Below are 13,379 nucleotides of genomic sequence, written 5' to 3'. Positions count from 1 at the left end.
CGCCCCCGCCGGTCAGCCGCCGAACTCGGACGTGCCGGTCTCGGCGGAGTCGAGCCCGGCTGTGCTCGTTGCCCCGCTGCCACCGAGACCGAGTACGCCGAGCACGATCATCGCCACCAGGAGTACCTTGCCGCCTGTGGACAGCAGTAGCGGACGGGTGTCGCTGCTTGTCGCGGCCGGTCCCGTACCCCCGCGCTGGACGCGCTTGTCGTCGCCGAACAGCATCTTCGGGTACGCCGAGGTCACCAGCAGCGTGTACGCCATGAACCGCAGCTCGTAACGTAGCGCCGCGGCGCTTGCTCCGAAGACCGGTCCCGGCACCCGGCCGAGGACCAGCACGATGAGCCAGAAGAAGAACGCGAGTACCGTCCACCCGCTCGCGACGACAGCGGCGACGATGTAGGCGGGGATCAGCAGGATGATGCGGAACAACACCGCGAGCCGGTTCAACCGGTCCTGCGCCGGCAGCGTCAGCCCGGCGTCGTGTCCGGGAGCCGACCACGCGAACGGCGGGTATGCGTCGGTGAGCAGGTAGACGTAGGCGTTGACGCGCGCGGCATACCCGAGGTACCCGCTCAGGTACTGGAAGCACCAGCCAGGCAACCTGCCCATGACCAGGGCAGCGAACCACCCGATGAGCACGACGACGACCGCCGCGAGGTAGAGCACGTACAGCACGATGAACTGCGGGATCAACAGCAGTAGCCGCAGCAGGACCGTCCACCGGCGCTGCCGCTCCTGGTGCGTGACGTCCAGCTCCGGCAGCGGTTCCTCGCCCGGCGTGCCGGTCGGCGCGGGGGTGCTCTCCCCAGTGGGTGTACTCACATCGTTCCCTTCGGTCTCGGTCGGTGCCCGTGTGGCTCCCGCGGGCAACGGGGCGCCGACAGTGCCGCGCACGGCGGGATGGGCCTCGTTCTAGCACCTCACAGCGCCGGTCGCCGGGTGGAGCCGTGCCTGTCACGCGAACGGTGGAACCGGTCCGGCCGGGCAGGGCCGGGCCCGCGGGACTGCCCGGCGCGGGCGGAGCGAGCCCGGCGAACAGGTAACATGGCCGCGTACGGCCTCGCGGCTCACGGTGGGGATGAGCCGGTTCGACCGGGGCGGCGCGAGACGTCGCCGAGCCGCGGGGAGGCCAACCGCGTGCGCTCGACGGGGATCGCCGCGAGTTGCCGAACTCGAACTGCCGCCGACCCCTGAGGAGCGACCCTGATTTCGCCTGTGCGCACGCGCGGCCCCCGTTCCCCGTCCGGCTTCTACGGATGGCACATCGTCGGCTACGCCACGTTGATGGTCGCGGCGAGCGCGCCGGGTCAGACCGCGGCCGTCTCGGTGTTCATCGACCCGATGATCGCCGAGCTCGGTATCAGCCGCTCGACCGTCTCCGCCGCCTACCTCGTCGGCACGCTCTCCGGGGCGTTCGCGATGCCGTTCGTCGGGCGGATGCTCGACCGGTTCGGCGTACGCCGGGTGATGACCGTGATCGGGCTGGTGTTCTCGGCCGCGCTGTGCGCCCTGGCCGGCGTCAGCTCGGTGGTCGGGCTGACCGGCGGGTTCGTCGCGATCCGGATGGCGGGGCAGGGTGCTCTCGGGCTGGCGGCGACGACCGCGGTGGCGCTGTGGTTCGACAAGCGACGCGGCACCGCGCTCGGCGTGGTCAGTGCCATCGGTGCGTCGGCGATCGCGCTCGCTCCCGTACTGCTGGAGGGCGTGGTGATCGCGCAGTGGGGCTGGCGGTCCGCCTGGCTGGCGCAGGGTGTGACGATCGCCCTTGTCGTGCTGCCCGTTGCGTGGTTCGGCATGCGGGACCGCCCGGCGGACCTGGGGCAGCGACCCGACGGCGCGCCCGACGACGGCTCGTCCGGCGAGCGCCACGCCTGGGGACTGACCCGCGCCGCCGCGCTGCGCACCCCGTTCTTCTGGGTCGTGACAGCGGCGATCGCCACGGTGAGCCTGCTGGTCACGGCCATCAACTTCCACCAGATCAGCTTGCTCGGCGAGCAGGGGCTGAGTGCCACGGAGGCCGCGGCGAACTTCATCCCGCAAACCGTGACGAACCTGCTCGCGACATTCGCGGCAGGTTACCTGGCCGACCGCGTGCACAACCGGATCCTGCTCGTGGCGTGCATGGCCTGCCTGCTCGGCGGCCTCGTGCTGGCCACGGTCGTCTCGCCCGGCGTGCTCGCCGTGCTGCTCGGCCTGCTCATCGGCGCCGCAGGCGGAAGCGTGCGGGCGTTGGAGGCGGCGACACTGACCCGGTACTTCGGTACCGCGCACATCGGCGCGATCCGGGGGACCGTCTCTGCTGTGATGGTCGGGTCGACCGCGTTCGGGCCGCTGGCCTTCGCCGGGGTGTTCGAGCTCGCGGGCAGCTACGTACCCGCCCTCCTCGTCGCGTCCGCCATGCCGGTCACCGTGGCGATCGCCGCGATCGTGATCCGCCCACCCCACGTCGAGAGCCGGCCCCACGAAGGCGCCACCCCCGAACCGTGTGCTGAATGACGCTTTCAGTCCATATGGCGAGCTGAATGCGTCATTCACTCCACATGACGGACTGAAAGCGTCATTCAGCACACCCAGTGTCGGTGGGGAGACAGTGTTCCTGCGCGGCAGCGTGGTTTCTGGTGTGCTGGGCCGGCACGGTGCCTGCGGCGCCTGCGGTCCGACCGTGGCAGGCTTGGCCCTGGTGCGGCCGTACAGGCAGTCGACGAGAGGAAGTGGGCGCGATGCACGACGTGGACCTCGAGTTCTTCTTCGACCCGGTATGCCCGTTCTGCTGGGTCACAGCGGAGTGGGTGCGCGAAGTCGCGCACCAGCGCCCCCTTTCGGTTCGCTGGCGACCGCTCTCGCTGCGGATCCTCAACGAACCGATCGGCTACGAGACGCGGCCGGAGGGCTACCCCGACGCGCACCAGCGCGGGCTGGAGATGCTCCGGGTCGTGGCCGCCGTCCGCCAGTCGCACGGCCCCGATGCGATCGGTGAGCTGTACCGCGCGATGGGCGCGGCGGTGTGGAACGCGCCCGCCCCGTCGGAGGCGACGTTCGAAGCGGTCCTCGCCGAAACGGCACGGCCACGTGACCTGGCGGCGATCCTGGACAGCGTCGGCCTGTCCGCCGAGTTCGCCTCGGCAGCCGAGGACGGCGGCTGGGACGACCAGCTGCGCGGGGAGACCGAGGAAGCGGTGGCCCGTGCCGGAGGAGGCGTCGGCACACCGATCCTGAGCTTCGCCCCGCCGGATGGGCCCGCGCTGTTCGGGCCGGTCATCGACCAGGTGCCGTCCGGCGATGACGCCCTACGCCTGTGGGACTCGGTCACCACGCTGGCCCGCTGGCCCGGCTTCGCCGAGCTCAAGCGCGGAGTCCGGGCGTTCCCGGACACCCCGGTATCGGCGCACCTGTCCGGCCGCGCCACACGGGTGGGCTGACGGGCCGGTGCCGCGGCGTGCCGCCGGGACCGTCGTCACGGCCGCGCTTCCAGCACGACATGGAACGGGGCCAGTGCGGCCTCGCGCACGCGGGTGAACCCGGCCGTGCGGATCACGTCGTCCAGCCAGGCGCTTCCCGCAGGTGTGCCGATGGCCATCGTGCCGCTCCACTCCTGCGTCGCGCGAGCGCGGACCAGGACGGACCCCGCCGTGGACGGGCACCCGGCGGGGCCGGGCCCGTCCCGCGCCCGGTTCGCGGTGCGCGGCTCGACGATGATCCAGGTGCCGTCCGGCTTCAGCGAGCCCAGCACGTGCCGCGCCACGCCGACCGGGTCACCGGTGTCCAGCGGGAAGCCGTAGCCGGTCACGAGGTCGTAGACACCGGGGTAGTCATCCACCGAGGCCACCTCGAACCGAACGCGATCGGGCACACCGGTTTCTGCGGCGCGCCGGCGGGCCGTCTCGATGCAGGTTTCGCGGTGGTCGTAGCCGACGAACCGCGAGTTCGGGAATGCCTCTGCCATCAGGATCGTGGACGCCCCGCAGCCGCACGCGAGGTCGGCGACGTCGGCCCCGGCGGTCAGCTTCCGCTCGACGGCCGGACGCCGCTCGACCGGACCACGAACGGTGTGTCGCCGGTTCACGGCCGGGCTTCGAGTACCAGGTTGATCGGTGCGTCCGCGGTGCGGCGCACGCGGGTGAACCCGGCCCGGTTGAGCACCTCCCGTAGGGCGGCCTCGCCCGCCTGTGCGCCGAGTACCGGATGGTTGCCCTGTGCGATGCCGTTGGCGGTGCACACCAGGGTCGATGCCGAGTAGAACATCCGGTTGACCGGGGTGAGGTTGTCCTCGACACGGTCTTGCGCCAGCGGTTCGATCAGCATCACGGCGCCATCGGACGCGAGTACCTCGCGGGCGCGTACCAGCGCCGCCACCGGGTCGCCCATGTCGTGCAGCGCGTCGAAGAAGCACACCAGGTCGTAACCGTCCCCCGGCAGCTCGGCGGCCTGGGCCACCTCGAAGCCGGTGTTCTCGGCGACCCCGGCGTCCGCGGCCCGCCTGCGAGCTGCGGTGATCGAGGCCTCGTGCCCGTCGAACCCGTAGATGTGTGAGGCCGGGTAGGACCGGCCCATCACGATGGTGGACACGCCGTGCCCGCAGCCCACGTCGGCGACCAGTCCCCCTGCGGTGAGCTTGTCCTCGATCCCGTCCAGCGAGGGGATCCACTCGCTGGTGAGGAACGCCTCGTAGCTGGGGCGGAAGAGCTCCGCGGTGCCGGAGAACATCCGGGGGTCGTGTGCGTGCCACGGCACGCCCTCGCCCGCGGTGAAGTCCGCGGCGACCGTGTCGGCTGCGGCCCAGATCGCGGCCATCGAGTCGTTGGCTCCGCCGAGGTAGGCGGGACTGGTGGCGTCGGCGAGCACCGCGGCGTGCTCCGGCGGCAACCGGTAGGTGCCGCTGTCCGGGTCGTAGTGCACGTAGCCGCTCGCCGCCTGCGCGCCGAGCCACTCGCGCACGTAACGCGGATGCGCTCCGGCCCGCTCGGCGACCCCCTCCGGGGTGAGCGGCTCACCATCGGCCATCGCGGCATACAGACCGGCGTGATGACCGATGTACATGGTCGCCCCGGCTAGCACGGCGGCGATGTCGCCGACGACCTGGCCTGCGAACTGGCCGACCCTGTCCTGATCGAGCGCGGGCCGTCCGGTCTCTACCTGTTCTACGCTCATGATCGCGGTACTCCCTTTCCCTGGTGACGCCCGCCGCTGCCCGGCAGCACAGCCGACGCTCGGCTGCACAGCGCATCGGCACAGCGGTGGCTGTGGTTACTTGCGGAACGTACGGGTGGCGACGTTAGGCACGGCGCATCAGCGGAGCGTCAAAGCAGCGTGAAGGTGGTCTTGCCGAACGTCACGATTGCGATGACGATGAGGAATATGCTCCGTGCGTACCTGTTCGGGTCGTTGACGATCGAGGTCGACGGCCGGACCATGCCCGAGATCGCCGGGCTGCGGCCGCGGTCCGTGCTGGCGTGGCTGCTGTGGAACCCCGGCATGCACGCGCGGGCGCACGTGGCCTCGTTGTTCTGGCCCGACGTGCTGGACATCAGCGCGCGGGCCTCGTTGCGCAATGCCCTCTGGGGGATACGGCGCGCGCTCGACTCGGTGGGCGGGGCGGCCTACCTCGAATCCGACCGGGACAGCGTGGGGATCGCGGACGGGCTGGCGCGGGAGGTCGACACCGAAGAGTTCGTCCGGCTGGCGGAGCGGGACGACACCGCGAGCCTGCGCGAGGCCCTGATGCTGGCACACGCGCCGCTGCTCGCGGACCTGGCCGACGACTGGGTGCTCGATGCCAGGGAGGAGTTCCGCGAACGCGCGGGCGCGGTGGCCGGGCGGTTGGCGGAGCTGTGCGAGCAGGACGGCGACCTGCGGGGCGCGGTCGCCTGGACGCGTCGCGCGATCGCGCATGTGCCCGTGCGGGAGTCGGCCTACCGCGCGTTGATGCAACGTCTCGCGAAGCTGGACGAGCGCGGGGAGGCCATGGCCGCATTCGAGCGGTGCCACGCGATGCTCGACGCGGAGTTCGGCACGGTGCCCTCGGAGTCCACGCGCGTACTGGCCGATCGGTTGCGGACCGGCCAGGAGGCAGGCGAAGGACGTCGCGTCGCCGCGAGCCCGGCGCAGCATGGGCAGGCGGCACAGCGTGGGCAGGCGGCGCAGCACGGGCAGCCTGCCTCGCGGGCGCACCGGTCCCGGCAACGCCCGCTTGTCGGCAGGGACGGCGAGCTCACCTCGCTGAGCGATGCGTGGGCGGGCGCGTGCCACGGGCACGGCGGTGTCGTGCTGGTCAGCGGCGCCGCCGGCCTCGGCAAGAGCAGGCTCGTCACCGAGCTGATCAACACGGTGTCCGGCCAGGGGTCGCGATGTGCTGTCGGGACCGCGTTCGAGCTCGACGGGGCACCGCCGTACGCGCCGTGGGGGGACCTGCTGCACCAGCTCGTCACCGATGTCCCCGCACCGTCCCTGGATGCGTCGTGGCCGTCGGATCTCGCGCGCCTGTGCCGCTCGGTCGAGTGGCGCTGGGGGCGGCCCGCCGCGCGCTCCTCCGCCGATCCCGAGCAGGAACGTCGCTTGCTCTTCGCGTCGGTCGCCGAGGCGCTGGCATGGTGCTCGGGGGATCGCCCGCTGCTACTGGTGCTCGAGGACATCCACCTCGCGGACACGGCGAGTATCGCGCTGATCGCCTCCCTCGGTCATCGGCTCACCGAGCTGCCCGTGCTGCTCGTGGCGACCCGCCGTCTCGCCAGCGCGCCCGCGAAGCTGGTCATCGCCATCGACGCGCTTCGCAGGAAGGATGCCCTCGTGACGGATATCCACCTTGGCAGGCTCTCGACAACCGAGTTGGACACCGTCGTGCGGTCGTGCGCGCCCGAGCTCGCCGACGACGCGCGCGAGCGTGCTGTCGAGGTCGCCGAAGGCAACCCCCTGTTCGCGCGGCGAGCCGCGCTGGCGGCCTCGGGAGGCGCCGAGCCCTCGCACGAGCTGCGCGACTGGATCCGCGCGCCGCTGGCTCGCCTCGACGGCCCCGCCAGGCTGCTCGTCGACGCGGCCGCTCTGCTCGGACGCCCGATGGACACCGGGGAGGCTGCCGCGCTGGTGGGGTCGCAGCAGCTGGCCGGGGCACTGGAGCGGGCCTGCCATGAGGAGCTCCTGGATACCGAGGCACGCCGGATCCGGTTCGCGCACGCTCTGGTGCGGCAGGCCTGCGGCGCGGAGATCGAGCCGTCGCGCAGGGCGTGGCTGCACGGGCGTATCGCCGAGATGCTGGAGGAGCGGCCGGGCAGGCCGGTCGCCGAGATCGCCAGGCACCTGCTCAACGCGGGAGACTGGGAGCGTGCGCAGGCCTATCTGATCACCGCGGCCGAGAAGGCACGGTCGCTGGGCGCCTTCGACGAAGCGGCGGGGCTGTTCGCCGAGGCAGCATCCCTGGAGACCGGGACACTCGCACAGCGGGCCGAGCTGTGGCTCGCGCTGGCCGACGTCCACGCGTGGCGTGGCCACAAGGACGAGCACGACTCGGCGTTCGAGCATGCCCGCACCGTGCTGGAACAGGTGGACGACTCGGTGTCACTCGCGGGCGCGTACGCGCTGCGCGGCCGGTGCCTGCGCACGACGCTCTGCCATCCGGTCGAGGCGTTGCGCGCCTACGAGCGCGCACTCCACATCATCGACACCGAGCATCTCGACGCGCCGGAGCTGCGCGCGATCGTGGTCGCAGGCTTCGGATGGGTCGAGGTCGCCAGCGGCGACGTCGAGCGGGCGGAGGCGCTGCTCGCCGAGGTCGAGATCGTCTCGGAGGCGGTCACGGACCTCGGCCTCGCGGCCGAGGTGTGCCTCGCACGGGCCGCCGCGCTGCTGCGCAGGGGGCGGCCACGGGACAGCGAACGGGCGAGCGAGGACGCCGCCGGGCTCGCACGTCGCGCAGGACGGCAGGACCTCGCCTGTTCCGCACTGGTGCACGCGGCCGCGGCAAGCGCGGCACAGGGCGAGTTCGGACACGTCCTGGAGCTCGCCGACAGGATGCGCCGTTCCCGGCCGGCGAGCGCGCTGGCGGACGAGGCCCTCGCGGTGCGCGCCTACGCGCTCGCGCGCACGGGCAGGTGCGCCGAGGCGTGGGATGCGGCGCTGGCGTACGTCCGGTCCGTGGCATCCACAGGGGACCCGACCCAGGAGGCGAGCGCGGAGTTCGACGCCGCGTCGGTCGCGCTCGAGAGCGGCCGGTACGGCGAAGCGGCGAGTCGCTTCGAGGTGGCACTCGCCGAACCCTCCGGGCCGTTCTCCCGCGCGCTGGCCAGGGTGCGGCGGGCGGAGGCCCTGGTGCGCGACGGGCTGCCGGACGCCGCGCATCGAGAGCTCGAGCACGTGCCGTTCGAACCGGCCGGGCAGACGGACCTTCCCGAGACCCTCGTGCCGAAGCTCGAGCTGGTGGAGGGGCTGATCGCGGCGGCGCGCGGTGCGCGGGACCGTGCCGTGCACTGCCTGGCATCGGCTGAGGCGGCGTGGCGCAGGATGCTGGGAGGTTCGTCGGCGTATGAGCCCGGCGCGGTGACGTTCGTCGATCTCGCCCGGCCACCGGTCGGCGGGCAGGTCGAGCCGGGCGTCGAGCTCGGTCGGGTACTGGCCGAACGCGCGGTCCTGCTGTCCGATGTGGGTCGTGCCGAGGACGCCAGTGCTGCGGCGGAGGAGGCGATCCTGCTGGCCGACAGGCTCGGGTTCGACGGTTACCGGCAGCGGGTGAACGGGCTGTGCTCGCCGGTCGTGACGACAGAGTGACAGAACGGAGGAGTGACATGCCGTCGTTCGAAGAGTCCGTGATCTGCCGGGTACCCCCGCTCGAGGCGTGGAAGGTCCTGCACGATCCGGTCAGGGTGCCCGAATGGTACTTCGGCGTCGAGCACGCCACGGCCACGCCGGACGGCGCGATCCTGTACCTCGGCGACCGCGAGGAGGACGCGTATCCGGTGCGCATCGCGCCCGAGCGCGAGAGTTCGCGCGTGCTGGTCCGCTGCCTGATCACCGATGATCTCTACACCTGGAGCCTGGAACCCCATCCCGATGGGTGTCTCGTGCGCGTGCGGGTCGACGTGGCGGCGGCGGAGCACTTCGATGAGTGCCGAGACGGCGTGCTGGCGTCGTTGCCGAAGCTGGCCGCTGCCGCTGAGGGCTCCGGTGTGAGCAGTGGCTGAACGGCGGCTCACACCGGACCCCTACCGGCGTCGCAGCGCGCGGCCGGTCGCACGGGCCGGGGGCGCGGTGTAGCGACCATCCGGCAGCCCGACGTGCGAATCCCCGTCCCCGATGGCGCCGCGGAGACCGCGCCGCCGTGCGGTTCCGCATCATCCGGTGACATCGGTGGTGTCGATGGCGATCTCCGAGTGCAGCGTGCGATGGACGGGGCACTTGTTCGCGATCTCGATGAGCTTGCGTCGCTGCTGCTCGTCGAGGTCGCCGTCGAGCTGGATCATCCGCTCGATGCGGTCCACCCTGCCGTGCTCGGTCTCGCAGTTCGCGCAGTCCTCGGCATAGATCCGCGAGTGGCGCAGCGAGACCGTGACGTTGGCCAGCGGCAGTTCCTTGCGGTCGGCGTACATCCGCACGGTCATGGACGTGCACGCGCCGAGGCCTGCCAGTAGCAGGTCGTACGGGGACGCGCCGGTGTCGTCGCCGGTGGGAGGGGGCTCGTCGGCGGCAAGCACGTGCCTGCCGACCGTGATGCGCTGGGCGAAGTGGCCCGTGTCGCTCTCGTCGACCCGAACCACGCCCTCAGCCGGAGCCTCCGGGCTCTGCGGCGCGTCGGCGGCGCCGGGCTCGAAGGCGTACCGGCTCGCCCACGCAGTGATCACGGTGGCCACGTATGCCGCGTCCGCGGGCCGGCTGAGCAGGTGATCGGCGCCGTCGAGCGCGACGAACGACCTCGGGTGCCGTGCGCTGTCGAAGATCTGCCGCGCGTTGTCGACCGAGACGAGGGTGTCGGTGGGGGAGTGCATGACCAGCAGCGCGGCGTCGAGGCCTGCGACGCGCTCGGTCTGGGGCCGGGTATCGATGTCGGTGAGGAACTCCGAGCGGATGCGGAACGTGCGACCGGCGAGCGTGACGTCGGCCTCGCCGGCCCGTTCGATCTCGGCGCGCGACGACCCGAACAGGCGCGCCACATGGCTCGGGTCTGCCGGGGCGGCCACCGTGGCGACCGCTCGTGCCTCGGGGATCCGGTGCGCGGCCGCGAGCACCGCCGCCCCGCCGAGGGAGTGCCCGAGCAGGATCGTCGGCGCGGCGTAGTGCTCCCGCAGGTGGTCCGCCGCGTGCACGAGGTCCTCGACGTTGGAGGTGAAGTCCGTATTCCCGAACTCGCCCTCCGAATGGCCGAGACCGGTGAAGTCGAAACGCAGTACGGCGATGCCGGACTCCGCGAGCGACCGCGCGATGCGCGCGCTCGCCGGTGTGTCCTTGCTGCAGGTGAAGCAGTGCGCGAAGAGCGCGAACGCCCGCGGCGTGCCTGCAGGCATGTCGAGCCGGGCCGCGAGCCGGTGGCCGCGTGAGCCGTCGAAGGTGAGCTTCGTGGTACTTCCCATCGGTGTCCTCTCCGCGTCGAGATCGTGATCACGTCGGTACACAACGCCACACCCGGCGGATCCGATACCCATGCTGTCAGCAGGCGGACAGCCCCGCACTCCGCTCGTACGAGTGCCCGTCACACAACCGAGGGGTGGATCTTGCCACCCGGCGCCGCCGAGGAATACGTTGGAACGTCGATTCCAGGCCGGTTTCCGATGGGCCCCACAGGGCGTGGCGGCCGACCAGACAGGTGAGTGGGACGCGCGGTGCCGGGTAGCAAACACTTCGACCCCGAGGACGCGATCGACGCTGTCGTGCCGCTGCTGTGGCGGCGGGGATGGGCCGAAACCGGAATACAGGACATCGTCGACGCCACCGGGCTGAGCAGGTCCAGCCTGTACGCCACGTTCGGCAGCAAGCACCAGCTCTCGCTCGCGGCGTTGCGGCGGTACCTGAGGGACTATGTCGACCCGGTGGTCACGGCCCTGGACGGTGGCGGGGACGGCCTGCCGAGCATCGCGGCGTTCTTCGGGCGCTTGATCAAGGCCCGCTGCTGGGGAGCGCGGGCACGGTGGGGCTGCCTTGCGACGGCCGTGCAGCTGTCCGCCCAGGGCGAGGACCCGGATGTCGCGGAGATCCTTGCGGCGCAGCGCAAGCACACCGCCAAGGCGCTGCGCGACGCGCTCGGCAGGGCGGGCGAGCTCGGCCAGCTCAGGACGGACGTGGACACGGAAGCCACCGTCGAGTACCTGTTGTTGCTGACGCAGGGGATCAACGTGCGATCCAGGGACGGCGCCGATGTGAAGTCGTTGCGGCAGGCGGTCGCGGCCGCGCTGAGCGCGATCCGCGCTCCGGGTAGTGACGCCGATACCTGGCCACAGGGAAAGTAGTCTCCCGGACGGATTGCGAGGTGTGGCGATGACCGCAAGGCCGGGCAGGGTGGTGTTCGACGTCGTCGAGACGCTGATGGCGCTTGAACCGCTGCGGCAGCGCTTCTCGGCGGTGGGGCTGGCCCCGGAGACGCTGGAGCGCTGGTTCGACCGGGTCTTGCGGGACGGGATGGCTCTGTCCCTCGCCGGGGACTACGAACCGTTCCCGCGCGTGGCGGCCGCGGCGCTGCGCACGCTCTCCGGAGGGCGGCTCGGGGAGTCCGATGTGGAGCACGTGCTGTCCGGTTTCGGCGAACTGCGGGCGCATCCGGATGCCGATCCTGCCATGCGTGCGCTCGCGGACGCCGGTGTGCCGATGGCGTGCCTGACCAACGGCACCGAGCAGGCGACGACGGCGTTCCTCGCGCGCACCGGCCTGGATCGTTACGTCGACGTGGTGATCAGCGTCGCCGACGCGGGGAGCTGGAAACCGCCTGCCCACGTGTACCGGTACGCGCTCGACAGGCTGGGAACGCTGCCCGCGCGGACCGCGCTGGTCGCCGTGCACGCCTTCGACTGCCACGGCGCGAAGCGGGCCGGCCTGACGACAGGCTGGGCGAGCAGGCTCGAGGGGCACTACCCGGAGATATTCACCCGAGCCGACGTCGAGGAGGACGACCTCGTAGGGGTGGCGCGGGGGCTGCTCGCGTTACCCGAGTAACCGTACGAGCGTGGAGGTGGACGTCGTGGACGAGGAGGCTCCGGGATTTCTCGACGGCCCGGTCGCGTTCGTGCTGTCCGGCGGCGGCAGCATGGGCGCGGTTCAGGTCGGCATGCTCCAGGCGCTGTACAGCCGCGAGATCACCCCGGACCTGCTGGTGACCACGTCGGTGGGTGCCCTCAACGGGGCCTTCGTCGCATCCCGCGCACAGACGGTGGACACGGCCGACGAGCTGGCTGGTATCTGGTCGCGGCTGCGCACCCGGGACGTCTTCCCGCTGCGCCCGGTGACAGCCCTGCTCGCGCTACTCGGCCGCCGCAACCACGTCACGTCGCTGCGGGGACTGCGGGAGCTGGTCAGAAAGTGGGTGGAGTTCGCATCGCTCGAGGGGGCACGAGTCCCGCTCTCCACGATCGCGACGGACCTGCTCACCGGCGAGGAGACACGGCTGTCGACCGGTCCTGCGGAGAGCGCTGTCGTGGCCAGCGCGGCGATTCCCGGGGTGTTCCCGCCGGTGGAGCACGGTGGCAGGGTGTTCATCGACGGTGGGGTCACCAACAACACGCCGATCTCCCAGGCGATCGAGCTCGGTGCGCGCACGGTCTGCGTGCTGCCGAGCGGGTACGCCTGCTCGCTCGACGAGCGGCCGGGCAGCGCCGTGGCGATGGCTGCGCACGCGCACGCGTTCGCGCGGTGAGCCGCTCCGGTGTACGCGGCGGGGCCGCGTGACGGCGCCGGGGTGTACCGTCCGCGGAGGCGACGCCAGGCACACTGGGGCCATGAGCGATCTCGTGGTGAACGACCGGCTGGTGATCCCGGCCGCCGAGCTGGCCGAGCGGTTCTCCCGCTCCTCCGGCTCCGGCGGCCAGGGGGCCGACGCCACGGAGTCGCGTGTCGAGCTGTCCTTCGACCTGCTGCGCTCGCCGAGCATGCCGGACAGCTTGCGCCCGCGCATGCTGGAACGCCTGGACAGGAGGCTGGTCGACGGGGTCGTCACGGTGGCCGCGAGCGACAGCAGGACGCAGCTCGCCAATCGTGAGGCCGCCAGGAACCGGCTCGCCGCCCTCCTTCGTGACGCCGCCGAGCCCCCTCCGCCGAGGAGGCGGCCCACGAAACCGAGCAGGGGCGCCAAGGAACGTAGGCTCGCAGCGAAGAAACACCGCTCCGAGATCAAGAAGGGGCGACGCGGGCAGATCGAGTAGCCACGCCCGCCGAGCCCGGCTCGCACGCCCCGCCCCGGCAGGCGGGGCCGG

Annotated in this window: 12 protein-coding genes; 8 read left to right on the top strand and 4 right to left on the bottom strand. The window is 71.8% G+C overall.

The genetic code is table 11. From position 1 onward, the window contains the following. Positions 1 to 12: 12 nt before the first annotated feature. The gene (locus CHB84_RS18015) at positions 13 to 825 is read right to left on the bottom strand and encodes a DUF4389 domain-containing protein (RefSeq protein WP_245818817.1); all 813 of its coding nucleotides are present in this window, start codon (positions 823 to 825) and stop codon (positions 13 to 15) included. 393 nt (positions 826 to 1,218) lie between these two features. Here CHB84_RS18015 and CHB84_RS18010 point away from each other — a divergent pair, with 393 nt between their 5' ends. Further along, the gene (locus tag CHB84_RS18010; RefSeq protein WP_089302822.1) at positions 1,219 to 2,499 is read left to right on the top strand and encodes an MFS transporter; all 1,281 of its coding nucleotides are present in this window, start codon (positions 1,219 to 1,221) and stop codon (positions 2,497 to 2,499) included. 224 nt (positions 2,500 to 2,723) lie between these two features. Then, positions 2,724 to 3,422, top strand: coding sequence for a mycothiol-dependent nitroreductase Rv2466c family protein (locus CHB84_RS18005; RefSeq protein WP_089302883.1), 699 nt, complete (start codon positions 2,724 to 2,726; stop codon positions 3,420 to 3,422). Between the two features lie 35 nt (positions 3,423 to 3,457). Here CHB84_RS18005 and CHB84_RS18000 read toward each other — a convergent pair whose 3' ends face one another. Both CHB84_RS18000 and CHB84_RS17995 read right to left on the bottom strand, forming a co-directional pair. Then, positions 3,458 to 4,066 (bottom strand): class I SAM-dependent methyltransferase, encoded by a 609-nt coding sequence (locus CHB84_RS18000; RefSeq protein ID WP_089302821.1) that lies wholly within the window; start codon positions 4,064 to 4,066, stop codon positions 3,458 to 3,460. After that, positions 4,063 to 5,151: a class I SAM-dependent methyltransferase gene (locus CHB84_RS17995; RefSeq protein WP_089302820.1), complete on the bottom strand. Its 1,089-nt coding sequence runs from the start codon at positions 5,149 to 5,151 to the stop codon at positions 4,063 to 4,065. The genes CHB84_RS18000 and CHB84_RS17995 overlap by 4 nt, the downstream gene beginning before the upstream one ends. A 207-nt stretch (positions 5,152 to 5,358) precedes the next feature. On the opposite strand from CHB84_RS17995, the gene CHB84_RS17990 reads away from it, so the two are divergent. Beyond that, positions 5,359 to 8,757 carry an ATP-binding protein gene (locus CHB84_RS17990; RefSeq protein ID WP_176440028.1) on the top strand — a complete coding sequence of 1,133 codons (3,399 nt, stop codon included), beginning with the start codon at positions 5,359 to 5,361 and terminating at the stop codon, positions 8,755 to 8,757. Between the two features lie 17 nt (positions 8,758 to 8,774). Continuing rightward, complete coding sequence (locus CHB84_RS17985) at positions 8,775 to 9,170, top strand: SRPBCC family protein (RefSeq protein WP_089302818.1); 396 nt, start codon at positions 8,775 to 8,777, stop codon at positions 9,168 to 9,170. A gap of 150 nt (positions 9,171 to 9,320) precedes the next feature. On the opposite strand, the gene CHB84_RS17980 is transcribed toward CHB84_RS17985, so the two are convergent. Next, the gene (locus CHB84_RS17980) at positions 9,321 to 10,553 is read right to left on the bottom strand and encodes a bifunctional alpha/beta hydrolase/OsmC family protein (RefSeq protein ID WP_089302882.1); all 1,233 of its coding nucleotides are present in this window, start codon (positions 10,551 to 10,553) and stop codon (positions 9,321 to 9,323) included. Between the two features lie 249 nt (positions 10,554 to 10,802). Here CHB84_RS17980 and CHB84_RS17975 point away from each other — a divergent pair, with 249 nt between their 5' ends. From CHB84_RS17975 to arfB, 4 genes are all read left to right on the top strand, one after another. Further along, positions 10,803 to 11,426: a TetR/AcrR family transcriptional regulator gene (locus CHB84_RS17975; protein ID WP_089302881.1), complete on the top strand. Its 624-nt coding sequence runs from the start codon at positions 10,803 to 10,805 to the stop codon at positions 11,424 to 11,426. A gap of 28 nt (positions 11,427 to 11,454) precedes the next feature. After that, entirely contained in the window at positions 11,455 to 12,126 is a 672-nt protein-coding gene (locus CHB84_RS17970; RefSeq protein WP_089302817.1) for a haloacid dehalogenase type II, read from the top strand. 10 nt (positions 12,127 to 12,136) lie between these two features. Beyond that, positions 12,137 to 12,823 carry a patatin-like phospholipase family protein gene (locus CHB84_RS17965; protein ID WP_089302816.1) on the top strand — a complete coding sequence of 229 codons (687 nt, stop codon included), beginning with the start codon at positions 12,137 to 12,139 and terminating at the stop codon, positions 12,821 to 12,823. Positions 12,824 to 12,905: 82 nt separating this feature from the next. Then, positions 12,906 to 13,328 carry an alternative ribosome rescue aminoacyl-tRNA hydrolase ArfB gene (arfB, locus tag CHB84_RS17960; protein ID WP_089302815.1) on the top strand — a complete coding sequence of 141 codons (423 nt, stop codon included), beginning with the start codon at positions 12,906 to 12,908 and terminating at the stop codon, positions 13,326 to 13,328. The last annotated feature ends 51 nt before the right edge of the window (positions 13,329 to 13,379 follow it).

Source organism: Haloechinothrix alba (assembly GCF_900188115.1).
GTDB classification, from domain to species: domain Bacteria; phylum Actinomycetota; class Actinomycetes; order Mycobacteriales; family Pseudonocardiaceae; genus Haloechinothrix; species Haloechinothrix alba.
This window is presented reverse-complemented; position numbering and strand designations above follow the sequence as displayed.

What these genes read in the sequence shown, in the direction of transcription:
- CHB84_RS18005 (WP_089302883.1), top strand. Translation starts at nt 2,724, where the DNA reads ATGCACGACGTGGACCTCGAGTTCTTCTTCGACCCGGTATGCCCGTTC.
- CHB84_RS17995 (WP_089302820.1), bottom strand. Translation starts at nt 5,151, where the DNA reads ATGAGCGTAGAACAGGTAGAGACCGGACGGCCCGCGCTCGATCAGGAC.
- CHB84_RS17990 (WP_176440028.1), top strand. Translation starts at nt 5,359, where the DNA reads ATGCTCCGTGCGTACCTGTTCGGGTCGTTGACGATCGAGGTCGACGGC.
- CHB84_RS17985 (WP_089302818.1), top strand. Translation starts at nt 8,775, where the DNA reads ATGCCGTCGTTCGAAGAGTCCGTGATCTGCCGGGTACCCCCGCTCGAG.
- CHB84_RS17980 (WP_089302882.1), bottom strand. Translation starts at nt 10,553, where the DNA reads ATGGGAAGTACCACGAAGCTCACCTTCGACGGCTCACGCGGCCACCGG.
- CHB84_RS17970 (WP_089302817.1), top strand. Translation starts at nt 11,455, where the DNA reads ATGACCGCAAGGCCGGGCAGGGTGGTGTTCGACGTCGTCGAGACGCTG.
- arfB (WP_089302815.1), top strand. Translation starts at nt 12,906, where the DNA reads ATGAGCGATCTCGTGGTGAACGACCGGCTGGTGATCCCGGCCGCCGAG.